At 73.4% G+C, this 13,517-nt stretch carries 12 protein-coding genes; all 12 read right to left on the bottom strand.

Features of this window, described 5'->3' with window-relative positions; all coding sequences use genetic code 11:
* Positions 1 to 86 precede the first annotated feature (86 nt).
* Entirely contained in the window at positions 87 to 1,346 is a 1,260-nt protein-coding gene (coaBC, locus tag IW256_RS12180) for a bifunctional phosphopantothenoylcysteine decarboxylase/phosphopantothenate--cysteine ligase CoaBC (RefSeq protein WP_197011063.1), read from the bottom strand.
* 74 nt (positions 1,347 to 1,420) lie between these two features.
* The gene (gene rpoZ / locus IW256_RS12175) at positions 1,421 to 1,675 is read right to left on the bottom strand and encodes a DNA-directed RNA polymerase subunit omega (RefSeq protein ID WP_026405772.1); all 255 of its coding nucleotides are present in this window, start codon (positions 1,673 to 1,675) and stop codon (positions 1,421 to 1,423) included.
* Between the two features lie 22 nt (positions 1,676 to 1,697).
* The gene (gmk, locus tag IW256_RS12170) at positions 1,698 to 2,309 is read right to left on the bottom strand and encodes a guanylate kinase (protein WP_420535448.1); all 612 of its coding nucleotides are present in this window, start codon (positions 2,307 to 2,309) and stop codon (positions 1,698 to 1,700) included.
* Positions 2,310 to 2,382: 73 nt separating this feature from the next.
* Positions 2,383 to 2,709 (bottom strand): integration host factor, actinobacterial type, encoded by a 327-nt coding sequence (mihF, locus tag IW256_RS12165; protein ID WP_197011061.1) that lies wholly within the window; start codon positions 2,707 to 2,709, stop codon positions 2,383 to 2,385.
* A 605-nt stretch (positions 2,710 to 3,314) separates the two neighbouring features.
* Positions 3,315 to 4,025 (bottom strand): orotidine-5'-phosphate decarboxylase, encoded by a 711-nt coding sequence (gene pyrF, locus IW256_RS12160; protein WP_197011060.1) that lies wholly within the window; start codon positions 4,023 to 4,025, stop codon positions 3,315 to 3,317.
* The gene (locus IW256_RS12155) at positions 4,022 to 5,032 is read right to left on the bottom strand and encodes a dihydroorotate dehydrogenase (protein ID WP_197011059.1); all 1,011 of its coding nucleotides are present in this window, start codon (positions 5,030 to 5,032) and stop codon (positions 4,022 to 4,024) included. Before IW256_RS12155 ends, pyrF begins: the two co-directional genes overlap by 4 nt.
* On the bottom strand, positions 5,032 to 5,919 hold the full coding sequence (locus IW256_RS12150) for an iron-sulfur cluster-binding protein (protein WP_197011058.1): 888 nt from the start codon (positions 5,917 to 5,919) through the stop codon (positions 5,032 to 5,034). The genes IW256_RS12155 and IW256_RS12150 overlap by 1 nt, the downstream gene beginning before the upstream one ends.
* Before the next feature lie 36 nt (positions 5,920 to 5,955).
* Complete coding sequence (gene carB / locus IW256_RS12145; protein WP_197011057.1) at positions 5,956 to 9,285, bottom strand: carbamoyl-phosphate synthase large subunit; 3,330 nt, start codon at positions 9,283 to 9,285, stop codon at positions 5,956 to 5,958.
* Positions 9,285 to 10,400, bottom strand: a complete 1,116-nt coding sequence (gene carA, locus IW256_RS12140; RefSeq protein ID WP_197011056.1) for a glutamine-hydrolyzing carbamoyl-phosphate synthase small subunit — start codon at positions 10,398 to 10,400, stop codon at positions 9,285 to 9,287. Before carA ends, carB begins: the two co-directional genes overlap by 1 nt.
* Entirely contained in the window at positions 10,397 to 11,704 is a 1,308-nt protein-coding gene (locus IW256_RS12135) for a dihydroorotase (RefSeq protein ID WP_197011055.1), read from the bottom strand. Before IW256_RS12135 ends, carA begins: the two co-directional genes overlap by 4 nt.
* Complete coding sequence (locus IW256_RS12130) at positions 11,701 to 12,642, bottom strand: aspartate carbamoyltransferase catalytic subunit (RefSeq protein ID WP_197011054.1); 942 nt, start codon at positions 12,640 to 12,642, stop codon at positions 11,701 to 11,703. The genes IW256_RS12135 and IW256_RS12130 overlap by 4 nt, the downstream gene beginning before the upstream one ends.
* Positions 12,639 to 13,319 carry a bifunctional pyr operon transcriptional regulator/uracil phosphoribosyltransferase PyrR gene (pyrR, locus tag IW256_RS12125; protein ID WP_197011053.1) on the bottom strand — a complete coding sequence of 227 codons (681 nt, stop codon included), beginning with the start codon at positions 13,317 to 13,319 and terminating at the stop codon, positions 12,639 to 12,641. The genes IW256_RS12130 and pyrR overlap by 4 nt, the downstream gene beginning before the upstream one ends.
* Positions 13,320 to 13,517 lie beyond the last annotated feature (198 nt).

Below are 13,517 nucleotides of genomic sequence, written 5' to 3'. Positions count from 1 at the left end.
GCCTCGGCAGGGGTGTCCGGCGGAAGTCTATCGGGAACGGCCTCGCCGGGAGGTATACCGAGTCTCTCCGCGGGGGCGTGATCCGATCAACCGGGGGCCGGTTTCAGGCGCGCCGCCACCAGGTCCCAGACGATCTCGGCCAGCGCCTCCTTCGGACCGCGCGGCACCTCGGTGCTCGTGCCGTCGGCCGCCAGGACGACCGCGGCGTTGTCGGGCCGCCCGAAGGCCAGGTCCTCCCCGACCTGGTTGACCACCAGCAGGTCGCAGCCCTTGCGGGCGAGCTTGGCGCGCCCGTTGGCCAGCACGTCGTCGGTCTCGGCGGCGAACCCGACGATCACCTGGTCGCCGTGCGGGCGGGCGCCCAGCTCGGCCAGGATGTCGGGGTTCTTGACCAACCGGATCGGCTCCGGCTCGGCACCGGGGGTTTTCTTGATCTTGGAGTCCCGGTAGCCGGCGGGACGGAAGTCGGCGACGGCCGCGGCCATCACCACCGCGTCGGCCTCACCCCCGGCTCCCTGGACGGCCTCCAGAACGGCCTCGCGCATCTCCTCGGCGGAGCCGACCCGCACCACCCGGGCTCCCGCGGGATCGGGCAGGGCCACGTTGGCCGCCACCAGGGTGACCCGCGCTCCGCGCGCCACCGCCGTACGCGCCAGGGCGTACCCCTGGAGTCCTGAGGAGCGGTTGCCCAGGAACCGGACCGGGTCCAGGGGCTCGCGGGTGCCGCCCGCGGAGACCACCACGTGCCGGCCGGCCAGGTCGAGCGGCACGGCCGCGTCGCGGGCGCCCTCGCCGGCCGCGCGGGAGCGGGCCAGGACGCCGCGGGCGACCTCGAACAGCTCGGCCGGGTCGGGCAGCCGCCCGGGGCCGGTGTCCGCGCCGGTGAGCCGCCCCGAGGCGGGCTCCACGACGATCGCGCCGCGGGCGCGCAGGGTGGCCACGTTGGCCTGGGTGGCCGGGTGCTCCCACATCTCGGTGTGCATCGCGGGCGCGAACACCACCGGGCAGCGCGCGGTCAGCAGCGTGTTGGTCAGCAGGTCGTCGGCCAGCCCGTGCGCCGCGCGGGCCAGCAGGTCGGCGGTGGCGGGGGCGACGAAGACCAGGTCGGCCTCCTGCCCGAGCCGGACGTGCGGGACCCGCGACACGCCGGTCCACACCTCGGCCGACACGGGATGGCCCGACAGCGCCGCCCAGGTGGGCTCGCCGACGAAACGGAGCGCGTCGGCGGTGGGCACGACGCGCACGTCATGGCCGGACTCGGTGAGGCGGCGCAGGAGCTCGCACACCTTGTACGCGGCGATGCCCGCGCCGACGCCGAGGACGACGCGAGGCTGGGGAGAGGTCATCTGCGGTCGCTTCCCGAGGGTGCGGAGGCGGGCGTCCTCGGGCCGGGGGGGACGAGGGGGCGCCCGTCCGGACCTCAGCCCTCGATGGGCTCGGCGTTGAGGAGACCCTCGCGCGTCTCGCGCAGCGCGATCGACAGCGGCTTCTCCTGGACCTGGGTCTCGACGAGCGGGCCGACGTACTCCAGCAGGCCCTCGCCGAGCTGGGCGTAGTAGGCGTTGATCTGCCGGGCCCGCTTGGCCGCGATGCTCACGAGGCCGTACTTGGTGTCGACGACTTCGAGGAGTTCGTCGATCGACGGGTTGGTGATGCCTTCGCTGCTGGCTGCCACTCGGTGGCCTTCCACTAGATATCTAACGGACAGCCATCAAGGCTAGCAGCTCAAGGCATACGTCCTGGACGGACGTGTTGACCAGGGTGACGTCGAACTCCTTCTCGGCGGCCAGCTCCACGCGGGCGGCGTCGAGACGGCGTTCGATCACCTCGGGGGGCTCGGTGCCGCGGCCGACCAGCCGGCGCACCAGCTCCTCCCAGGAGGGCGGGGCCAGGAACACCAGCAGCGCCGCCGGCATCGACCGGCGGACCTGCCGGGCGCCCTGGAGGTCGATCTCCAGGAGCACCGGCTCGCCCCGGGCGAGCCGGTCCTCGACCGGGCGGCGCGGGGTCCCGTAACGGTTCCCCGCGAACTCCGCCCACTCCAGGAGCTCCCCTTCGGCGACGAGCCGGTCGAAACCGGCGTCGTCGACGAAGAAGTACTGCACCCCGTGGGTCTCGCCCGGCCGGGGGGCGCGGGTGGTCACCGAGACCGACAGCCACACCTCGGGGTGGGCTCGCCGGATCTCGGCGACGACCGTGCTCTTGCCGACGCCCGACGGCCCGGAGAGGACCGTCAGCCGCCGCATGGGCGAGACCTTCGGGTGGGAGCCATCCGGCGCGGTTCGTGGTGCGCCGGAGTCGGACGGGATGGAGCCGGACGGGCCGGATGGCACCGCGCCGGCCGCGACGGGGAACCCGCCGCGCCCGCCCATGAGTCGCCGATCAGCGGTTTCCACCGCCGCCGAACTCACGCTCCAGGGAGGCGCGCTGGTTGGCGCCGAGACCCCGCACACGGCGGGACTCGGCGATGCCCAGGCGCTCCATGATCTGCTTCGCACGGACCTTGCCCACGCTGGGCAGGGATTCCAGGAGGGCCGACACCTTCATCTTCCCGATGACGTCGTCGGTCTGCCCCTCCTTGAGGACCTCGGCAAGCGAGAGTCCCCCGTGCTTGAGCCGGTTCTTAACCTCGGCCCGCTCCTTGCGGGCCTTGGCAGCCTTCTCCAGGGCTGCGGCGCGCTGTTCGGGGGTTAGGGGCGGAAGAGCCACGCCGGGTCACCTCAGGTTTCCACTCGACGGAGTCGGACGGGTTGGGAAACTAGCGAGTTCACGCCCCATAAGGCAACGTGAAGTGCCGTTTAGCCCGCCACAAAATCACGAAAATCACCCCTTGGAGTGTCCTGAATACAGAGTGTACCCAACCCGGGCGCGCGTGAAGGCGATCCCCCTGCCTTGCAGGGACATTGCATGATCGTGAAAAACCGCCTCCGGTGCGCCGGATCGCGTCACCCATCACCCCTTCCCATGGTCGGACCGGCCGGCGATGACCGGAACGCCACAGCATGGTCACCCTACGCAAGATCCACCGGACACGCGCAACCGGGTCCCCCCAGGAGCGGGGCACCGAAAGCGCGGCGACGTGACGCTCGTCACGCCACGTCCGAATTTCCCCCTCCGCACCCGGGGAAGCGCGATGCTGATCATCGAACGGGCCCGGCGGCGCACGTCCGCGAGTGACGCATGGAGCGCGTTTTCGGCCCGCGGTATCGGCCCGCGGTGTTTTCGGGCGCGATGCGCTCTGAGCGCAATTCCGCGGACCGTTACCGCTTCTCCGCGGCGACGATTCGCCGCACGCCGCCGTTCGCGGCGGACCGTCAGGAGGCGTTCGCGGACACCCCGCGGAGCGCGGCGGCGATGGCCGCGGCGGCGGCGCCGGGGTCGGCGGCGCCCGTGATGGGCCGCCCGATCACGAGCAGGTCGGCGCCGGCCTCCAGCGCCGCCTCCGGCGTGGCGACGCGCGCCTGGTCCTGCGTGGCGGCGCCGGAGGGCCGCACGCCCGGCGTGACGAGGGTGACCGCGGGTCCGACCTCGGCGCGGACGGCCGCGGCCTCCTGCGGGGAGCACACCAGCGCCCGGGCGCCCGCCTCCACCGCGAGCGCGGCGAGGCGGCGCACGGCGTCCGGGGCCGGCCCGGCGAGGCCCAGCCGGGCCAGGTCGGCGTCGCCGAGGGAGGTGAGCACGGTCACGGCCGTGATGCGAGTGTCGGGCGCCGCCTCCACGGCCGCGCGGACCATGGCGGGACCGCCCGCCGCGTGCACGGTCAGGTACGCGGGCCGGAGGTCCGCGACGGCGCGCGCGGCGCCCGCCACGGTGGCCGGGATGTCGTGCAGCTTCAGGTCCAGGAAGACCTGCGCCCCGCCGGAGCCCCGCACGCCGGCCACCACGTCCGGGCCGTAGCGCAGGTACAGCTCCAGGCCCACCTTCACGGTGCTGACGTGCGGTGTGACCTGGGCGGCCCAGCGCGCGGCCGTCTCCAGGTCGGGGGCGTCCAGGGCGACGGCGATCGGGGCGGGTGCGGCGGTCACGACGGCTTCTCCTTCGCTTCCCCCGGGTCGGGGACGGGAACGGGGGGTTCCGGGCGCACCTGGGGAGGCACGTGGCCGGCGGGCTTGTGCGCGAGCCCGACGACGTCGGCGACGCGCGCGATCCGCCGCGCCGTCAGCGCCTCCTCCAGCTCGCGCAGGATCCGCGGTACGGCGGTGGGGTCGTGGAAGAGGGTGGTCCCCACGGCGACGGCGGACGCGCCGGCCAGGAGGAACTCCAGCGCGTCCAGGCCGGAGGCCACCCCGCCGACCCCGACGATCGGGGTGCCGGGCAGCGCCGCGTGCACCTGGTAGACGCAGCGGAGGGCGACCGGGCGCAGCGCCGGGCCCGACAGCCCGCCGGACACGCCGGTGAGCGCGGGCCGCAGCGTCCCGGTGTCGATCGCCAAGCCCTCGATCGTGTTGATCAGGGTGAGGCCGTCGGCGCCGGCGTCGACGCACGCCAGGGCGATCGTGACGATGTCGGTGACGTCGGGGGCCAGCTTGGCCAGCACCGGCACGCCGGGCCGGGCGTGCGTCCGGACGGCCCGGACCACCGCCGCGGCGGCCCCGGGGTGCCAGGCGAACATCCGGCCGCGGTCCTCGACGTTGGGGCAGGCGACGTTCACCTCGATCGCGGCGATCCCGGGGACGCCGCGCAGCCGCCGGGCCAGCTCGCCGAACTCCTCCACGCTGTTGCCGGCGACCGAGACGATCGTGCGGACGCCCTGCTCGGCCAGCCAGGGCAGGTCGCGTTCCACGAAGCCCTCGATGCCCGGCCCCGGCAGCCCCATGGCGGTGAGCAGGCCGCTGGGCGTCTCGGCCATCCGCGGCGTGGGGCGCCCGGCGCGCGGCCTGGCCGTCACCGACGTGGTGACGAACGCGCCCAGCCGGTTCAGGTCGAAGAACTGGGCCAGCTCGCGGCCCGTCCCCCCGCATCCGGACGCGGTCAGCAGGGGGTTGGGCAGCTCCAGCCCGCCCAGCCGGGTCTCCATGAGCGCGGTGTTCATCAGGCGTCGCCGCCCTCGGCGACGGCGAGGACGCGGGGGGCGCCCAGGGCGTCGAACGGGATCGTGCCCAGGTCGCCCCAGCGGACCCGGTCGCCGCGCAGGACGGGACCGTCGGCGCAGGCGCGGACCATCCGCGTCACGCCGTCCTCTCCGTGCATCGGGAGCATGCAGGTCATGCAGACACCGATCCCGCAGGCGCCGGTCTCCCGCAGGAACGACTCCACCGAGACCTGGGAGGGCAGGCCGTACTCCCCGGCCACCTGGGTGACCGACCGCAGCAGATCGGTGGGGCCGCAGCCGTACACGACGTCGGCGCCCGTCTCCTGGATCACCCGGGGCAGCACGTCCCGGACCGTGGCCTTCTCGCCCAGGGAGCCGTCCTCGGTGGTGACGGTGGCCGAGTCGCCGATCCGGCGGGCCATCCGGGAGCCGAAGACCTGGCCGCCCGAGGGGCCGCCGAGGACGAAGTGCACCTGGCAGCCGCGCCGGTGCAGCGTGTCGGCCAGCGCGAACAGGGCCGCTCCCCCGGGACCCCCGCCCACCAGCAGGCAGCTGACGGGGTCCCTGGGGAGCCGGAACGGGCGTCCCAGCGGGCCGACCAGGTCGAGCCGGTCACGGGAGCGGCGGCCGGCCAGCCAGGCCGTGCCCGGTTCCCGGTCGGCGAAGACCAGTTCCACCGTCCCGCCGTAGTCCGGCTTGACCTCGTACACCCCGAAACACCGGCGGACCAGGCGGGCCGTGTGCTCGCCCCCCACGGCCAGCGCCACGAACTGCCCGGGCCGGAACCGTTCGGCGATCGCCGGGGCCACCAGCGTCAGCGCGTGGTAGTCCTGCACCTGGCGGACCGTCAGAACGGTTGCCGACGTCTGGACCGGTGTGTCGGACACACGTCTCCCTCTCGTCGTCGTGCTAGGCCATGCGGGCTACCCCCGGCCGTGCGCGCCGCGCAGCCGCTCGGCGTGCTCCTGGAGCGACCGCACGCCGACCTGGCCGCCCGCGACGGCCTCGATGCCCTGCACGGCTGCGGCGAGGCCCTGGACGGTGGTCACGCACGGCACGCCGCGCAGCACCGCGGCGGTGCGGATCTCGTAGCCGTCCAGCCGCGGCCCGGCCTGGCCGGGGCTGCCGAACGGAGTATTGACGATGAGATCCACCTCACCGTCGAGGACGCGCCGCACGATGGTGGGTTCGCCATCGGCGCCGGGGCCCGCGCTGTGCTTGCGCACGATCTTGGCACGCACGCCGTTGCGGTGCAGGACCTCCGCGGTGCCCTCCGTGGCAAGAATCTCAAAACCCAGGTCCGCCAGCCGCTTGACCGGGAACACCATGTGCCGTTTGTCCCGGTTGGCGACCGAGACGAAGGCCCGTCCCTTGGTCGGCAGCGAGCCGTAGGCGGCCTGCTGCGACTTGGCGTAGGCGGTGCCGAACACCTCGTCGATGCCCATCACCTCGCCGGTGGAGCGCATCTCCGGGCCGAGCACGGTGTCCACGCCCTGGCCCTCGGCGTTGCGGAACCGGTCGAACGGCAGCACGGCCTCCTTGACCGCGATCGGCGCGTCCAGCGGCAGCGAGCCGCCGTCCCCGCTCTCCGGCAGCAGGCCCTCGGCGCGCAGCTCGGCGATGGTCGCGCCCAGCATCACGCGGGCGGCGGCCTTGGCCAGCGGCACCGCGGTCGCCTTGGACACGAACGGGACGGTGCGGGAGGCGCGCGGGTTGGCCTCCAGGACGTACAGGACGCCCGCGGACAGGGCGTACTGGACGTTCATGAGCCCGCGCACGCCGACGCCGCGCGCCAGCGCCTCGGTGGACTCCCGGATCCGCCGCACGTCGTCGCGGCCCAGGGTGATCGGCGGCAGGGCGCAGGCGGAGTCGCCGGAGTGGATGCCGGCCTCCTCGATGTGCTCCATGACGCCGCCGAGGTACAGCTCCTCGCCGTCGAACAGGGCGTCCACGTCGACCTCGATGGCCTCGTCCAGGAACCGGTCGATCAGCACCGGGTGCTCGGGGCTCGCTTGAGTCGCCTTCTCCATGTACGACTCCAGCGTGTCGTCGTCGTACACGATCTCCATGCCGCGCCCGCCCAGCACGTAGGACGGCCGTACCAGGACCGGGTAGCCGATCTCGGCGGCGATCTCCCGGGCCTCCTCGTAGGAGACGGCGGTGCCGTGCTTGGGCGCGAGCAGCCCGGCGCGGTGCAGCACCCGCCCGAACGCGCCGCGGTCCTCGGCCAGGTGGATGCTCTCCGGGGAGGTGCCGACGATGGCCACCCCGGCGTCCTTGAGCTTCTGCGCCAAGCCCAGCGGGGTCTGCCCGCCCAGCTGGACGATCACCCCGGCGACGGTGCCGCTGCTCTGCTCGGCGTGCACCACCTCCAGCACGTCCTCCAGGGTGAGCGGCTCGAAGTAGAGCCGGTCGGAGGTGTCGTAGTCGGTGGAGACGGTCTCGGGGTTGCAGTTGACCATGACGGTCTCGTAGCCGGCCTCGGCCAGCGTGAACGAGGCGTGCACGCAGGAGTAGTCGAACTCCACGCCCTGCCCGATCCGGTTCGGCCCGCTGCCCAGGATGATCACCTTGGGGCGGCGGCCGGGCGGGACCTCGGTCTCCTCGTCGTAGGCCGAGTAGAGGTAGGGGGTGCGGGCGGCGAACTCGGCCGCGCAGGTGTCGACGGTCAGGTAGACCGGCCGGACGCCGAGGGCGTGCCGCAGTTCCCGGACCACCTCCTCCGACAGGTTGCGCAGCTCCCCGATCTGGGCGTCGGAGAAGCCGTGCCGCTTGGCCCGCAGCAGCTTGTCGCGGGTCAGGGCGTCGTCGGAGGTGCGGATCTCCTCGGCGATCTCGTTGACGGCGGCGATCTGGTCCAGGAACCAGGGGTCGATGCCGGTCGCCTCGTACAGCTCGGGGACGGTCGCCCCGGCCCACAGGGCCCGCTGGACGTCCCGCAGCCGCCCGTCGTGCGGCCGGGCCGCCCGCCGCACCAGCTCGTCCTTGTCGCCCGGCTCGCCCGCCCAGGAGAACGAGGAGCCCTTCTGCTCCAGGGACCGCAGCGCCTTCTGCAGCGCCTCGGTGAAGCAGCGGCCGATGGCCATGGCCTCGCCCACCGACTTCATGTGCGTGGTGAGGGTGCCGTCGGCGCCCGGGAACTTCTCGAACGCGAACCGCGGCACCTTGACCACCACGTAGTCGAGGCTGGGCTCGAAGGAGGCCGGGGTCTCGGCGGTGATGTCGTTGGGGATCTCGTCGAGGGTGTAGCCGACCGCCAGCCGGGCCGCGATCTTGGCGATCGGGAAGCCGGTGGCCTTGGAGGCCAGCGCGGAGGACCGCGACACCCGCGGGTTCATCTCGATCACGATCATCCGGCCGGTGCCCGGGTGCACGGCGAACTGGATGTTGCAGCCGCCGGTGTCGACGCCGACCTCGCGGATCACCGCGATCGCCACGTCCCGCATGTTCTGGTACTCGCGGTCGGTCAGCGTCATCGCGGGCGCCACGGTGATCGAGTCGCCGGTGTGCACGCCCATCGGGTCGAGGTTCTCGATGGAGCACACGATCACCACGTTGTCGTGGCGGTCGCGCATGACCTCCAGCTCGTACTCCTTCCAGCCGAGGATGGACTCCTCCAGGAGCACCTCGCTGGTCGGGGACGCGTCGAGCCCGGCGCCGGCGATGCGGCGCAGGCCGTCCTCGTCGTGGGCGAACCCGGACCCGGCGCCGCCCATGGTGAACGAGGGCCGGACCACCACCGGGTAGCCCAGCTCACCGGCCGCCGCCAGCACCTCGTCCATGGTGTGGCAGATGACCGAACGGGCGGACTCGGCGTTCAGGCCCTGCTCGCGGGCGACCTTGGCGACGACCTCCTTGAACCGCTCGCGGTTCTCGCCGGCCTGGATCGCCTCGACGTCGGCGCCGATCAGCTCGACGCCGTAGCGCTCCAGGACCCCGCTCTCGTAGAGGGCGATGGCGGTGTTGAGCGCGGTCTGGCCGCCCAGGGTCGGCAGCAGCGCGTCGGGGCGCTCCTTCGCGATGATCTTCTCGACCACCTCGGGGGTGATCGGCTCGACGTAGGTGGCGTCGGCGAACTCGGGGTCGGTCATGATCGTCGCGGGGTTGCTGTTGACCAGGGTGACCCGCAGGCCCTCGGCCTTGAGCACCCGGCACGCCTGGGTGCCGGAGTAGTCGAACTCGCACGCCTGGCCGATCACGATCGGCCCGGAGCCGATCACCAGGACGGAGTTCAGGTCGGTGCGGCGCGGCATTATCTCGGCCCCTCCATCAGCTCGCAGAAGCGGTCGAACAGGCCGGTGGCGTCGTGCGGCCCGGCCGCGGCCTCGGGGTGGTACTGGACGCTGAAGGCCGGCCGGTCGATGAGCCGGAGCCCTTCGACGCACCCGTCGTTCAGGTTGACATGGGTGACCTCGGCCCGCCCGTAGGGGGTGTCGAACGGCGCGTCGACCGGGGCGTCCACGGCGAACCCGTGGTTGTGCGCCGAGACGTCCACCCTGCCGGTCCTCCGGTCCTGGACGGGCTGGTTGACGCCCCGGTGCCCGAACCGCAGCTTGTAGGTCCCCAGGCCGAGCGCGCGGCCGAAGATCTGGTTGCCGAAGCAGATCCCGAAGAACGGCCGGCCGGCGTCCAGGACGCCGCGCAGCGCGTCCACCGCGTATCCGGCGGCGGCCGGGTCGCCGGGGCCGTTGGAGAAGAAGACCCCGTCGGGGTCCAGGGCGAGGATGTCCTCCGCCGTGCTGGTGGCGGGGAGCACGTGCACCTCGCAGCCGCGCTCGGCCATCCGGTACGGCGTCATCGACTTGATGCCCAGGTCGACGGCCGCGACGGTGAACCGCTTCTCCCCGTGCGCCGCGATGACGTACGGCTCGGCCGTGGACACGTCGCGGGCCAGGTCGGCGCCCTCCATCGACGGGGAGGCCAGCACCTTCTCCAGCTGCTCGGCCTCCGGCGCCGCCGCGGCGGCGCCGCTGAAGATCCCGGCGCGCATCGCGCCCCGGTCGCGCAGGTGGCGGGTGAGCGCGCGGGTCCCCGGGATCGCGATGCCCACGATCCCCTGCTCGCGCAGCGCCGAGCCCAGCGAGCCGGTGGCCCGCCAGCTGGACGCCACCCGGGCGGGCTCGCGCACCACGTACCCGGCGACCTGGATCCGGCGCGATTCGGGATCGTCGTCGTTGACGCCGGTGTTGCCGATGTGCGGGGCGGTCATCGCCACGATCTGACGGGCGTAGGAGGGGTCGGTGAGGGTCTCCTGGTAGCCGGTCATCCCGGTGTTGAAGACCATCTCCCCGAAGGTCTCCCCCTCGGCCCCGTACGCGGCGCCTCGGAAGATCCGTCCGTCTTCGAGGACCAGGGTCGCAGGGGTCACTGAAGCTTTCCTTCCAGGACGGTGGGCCGGCCGCGCAGGAACGTGGCCACGACGCGACCGGGCAGCTCCATCCCCGCGTACGGGGTGTTGCGGCTCTTGGAGGTCATCGCGAACGGGTCCACGGCGCGGCGCGGGGCCGGGTCGTACAGGGTGATGTTGGCGGGCGAGCCGGCCTCCAGCGGGCGGCCCTGGCCGGACAGCCGGCCGATGCGGGCCGGGCGGCAGGACATCCGGTCGGCGACCCCGGCCCAGTCGAGCAGCCCGGTGTCGACCATGGCCTCCTGGACCACCGGCAGGGCGGTCTCCAGGCCGATCATGCCCATGGCGGCCACCGCCCACTCGGTCTCCTTGGCCTCGACCGGGTGCGGGGCGTGGTCGGTGGCGACGCAGTCGATCGTGCCGTCGGCCAGCGCCTCGCGCAGCGCCCTGACGTCGGCCTCGGTGCGCAGCGGCGGGTTGACCTTGTAGATCGGGTCGTAGCTCTCGGCGCGGGCGTCGTCGAGCAGCAGGTGGTGCGGGGTGACCTCGGCGGTGACCCGCTGCCCCTTGCTCTTGGCCCAGCGGAGGATCTCCACCGAGCCGGCGGTGGAGACATGGCAGACGTGCAGCCGGGAGCCGACGTGCTGGGCCAGCAGCACGTCCCGGGCGATGATCGCCTCCTCGGCCACCGCGGGCCAGCCGCCGAGCCCGAGCCGGGCCGACATCTCGCCCTCGTTCATCTGCGCGCCCTCGGTCAGCCGCGGCTCCTGCGCGTGCTGGGCGACCACGCCGTCGAACGCCTTCACGTACTCCAGCGCGCGCCGCATGATCACCGCGTCGGAGACGCAGTGGCCGTCGTCGGAGAACACCCGCACCCGGGCGGCCGAGTCGGCCATCGCGCCCAGTTCGGCGAGCTGCTCGCCGCGGATGCCGCGGGTGACCGCCCCGACCGGCTGGACGTCGCAGTACCCGGCCTCGCGGCCGAGCCGCCAGACCTGCTCGACCACGCCCGCGGTGTCGGCGACCGGGTCGGTGTTGGCCATCGCGTGCACGGCCGTGTAGCCGCCCATGGCGGCGGCCCTGGTGCCGGACTCGACGGTCTCGGCGTCCTCCCGGCCGGGCTCGCGCAGGTGCGTGTGCAGGTCGACCAGGCCCGGCAGGGCGATGAGGTCCCCGGCGTCGACGACCAGCGCGCCGGGCCCGCCGGCGTCCAGGCCGGGGCCGACCTCGGCGATCTCGCCGTCGCGGACCAGGATGTCGGCCGGGTCGCCGCCCAGGATCCGGGCGCCCTTGATGAGGACGGTGGTGTGCGCGGTGCCGGTCACTCGGAGATCTCCTTGCCGATGGCGGGCTCGGAACCCCCGAGCAGCAGGTAGAGCACGGCCATCCGGGCGCTGACGCCGTTGGCGACCTGCTCGACGATGGTGGAGCGGACCGAGTCGGCGACCTCGGCGGCGATCTCGACGCCGCGGTTCATCGGCCCGGGGTGCATCACGATGGCGTCCTCGGACATGCGCGCCAGCCGTTCGGCGTCCAGGCCGTACCGGCGGCTGTACTCGCGGACGGTCGGGAAGTAGGCGGCGTTCATCCGCTCGGCCTGCACCCGCAGCATCATGACCACGTCGCTCTTGGGCAGCACCGCGTCGAGGTCGTAGGAGACCTCGCACGGCCAGGAGCCGACCGCGACCGGCAGCAGGGTCGGCGGGGCCACCAGGGTGACCTCGGCGCCGAGGGTGTGCAGCAGGAGCACGTTGGATCGTGCCACCCGGCTGTGCAGGACGTCGCCGACGATGGTGACCCGGCGGCCGTCCAGATCGCCCAGGCGCCGCCGCATCGTGAACGCGTCGAGCAGGGCCTGGGTCGGGTGCTCGTGGGTGCCGTCGCCGGCGTTCACCACGCTGCCCCGGACCCATCCGGCCAGCCGGTGCGGCGCGCCCGAGGCCCCGTGCCGGACGACCACGCCGTCGGCGCCCATCGCCTCCAGGGTGAGCGCGGTGTCCTTGAGGCTCTCCCCCTTGGAGACGCTGGACCCCTTGGCGGAGAAGTTGATCACGTCGGCGGACAGCCGCTTGGCCGCGGCCTCGAACGAGATCCGGGTGCGGGTGGAGTCCTCGAAGAAGAGGTTCACCACGGTGCGGCCGCGCAGCGTCGGCAGCTTCTTGATGGAGCGGCCCGCGATCTGGGCCAGCTCCTCGGCGGTGTCCAGGATGAGCAGGGCGTCGTCCCGGGTCAGGTCGGCCGCGGAGATCAGATGGCGGTTCACCGGCGGCCCCCCTCGTCGTCCCGGGAGGCCGTCCGCCCGGCCGCGCCGGGGGCGGGCACGGAGGCGGGGAACCGGAGGGGCCCCTCCTCGCGCGTCCCGGCCCGGGACCCGTCGGCCGGGCCGAGCACGACCGCGTCGCGCGCGTCGTTCTCCGACAGCAGGACCCGTACGGTCTCGCGCATGGAGGTGGGCAGGTTCTTGCCCACGTAGTCGGCGCGGATCGGCACCTCGCGGTGCCCCCGGTCGACCAGGACGGCGAGCTGGACGGCGCGCGGGCGCCCCAGGTCGTTGAGCGCGTCGAGCGCGGCGCGCACGGTGCGGCCGGAGAACAGCACGTCGTCCACCAGGACCACGATGCGGTCGTCCACGCCCTCCGGCGGCGGCTCGGTGCGGCCCAGCGCGCGCGCCGGCTTCATCCGCAGGTCGTCGCGGTACATCGTCACGTCGATCGAACCCCACGGGACGGGGCGGCCCTCCACGTGCTCCAGCTGGGCGGCCAGCCGCCGCGCGAGCGTCACGCCGCGGGTCTGGATGCCGAGCAGGACGACGTCGTCGCCGCCTTTGGTGCGTTCGAGAATCTCGTGGGCGATCCGTGTCAGAGCGCGCCGGATGTCGGGACCCTCCAGAACGGCCTTGTGTGCAGGGCCGTCAGGGGTCCGGAGGTCACCGTCCGCCACGCGCGCCTCGGCCGGTTGGTCCGGCCTGGAGGCAGCATTCACTACCCCAACCTCCTTACCCGCCTCACGGGACGGGTCTTAAAGGACGTCATGTCCGTCTCACCGTAGCAGTCCCGCGCCGCCGCCCCGCACGCGGGCCGGAGCACGTCTTACCAGGTGAGAGCGGTCACATCGGGAAGTTCTGGGAAGACCTCCGTA

This window comes from Actinomadura viridis (assembly GCF_015751755.1).
Taxonomy (GTDB): Bacteria; Actinomycetota; Actinomycetes; order Streptosporangiales; family Streptosporangiaceae; genus Spirillospora; species Spirillospora viridis.
The sequence above is the reverse complement of the archived record's forward strand: the minus strand, read 5'-3'. Positions and strand labels throughout refer to the sequence as shown.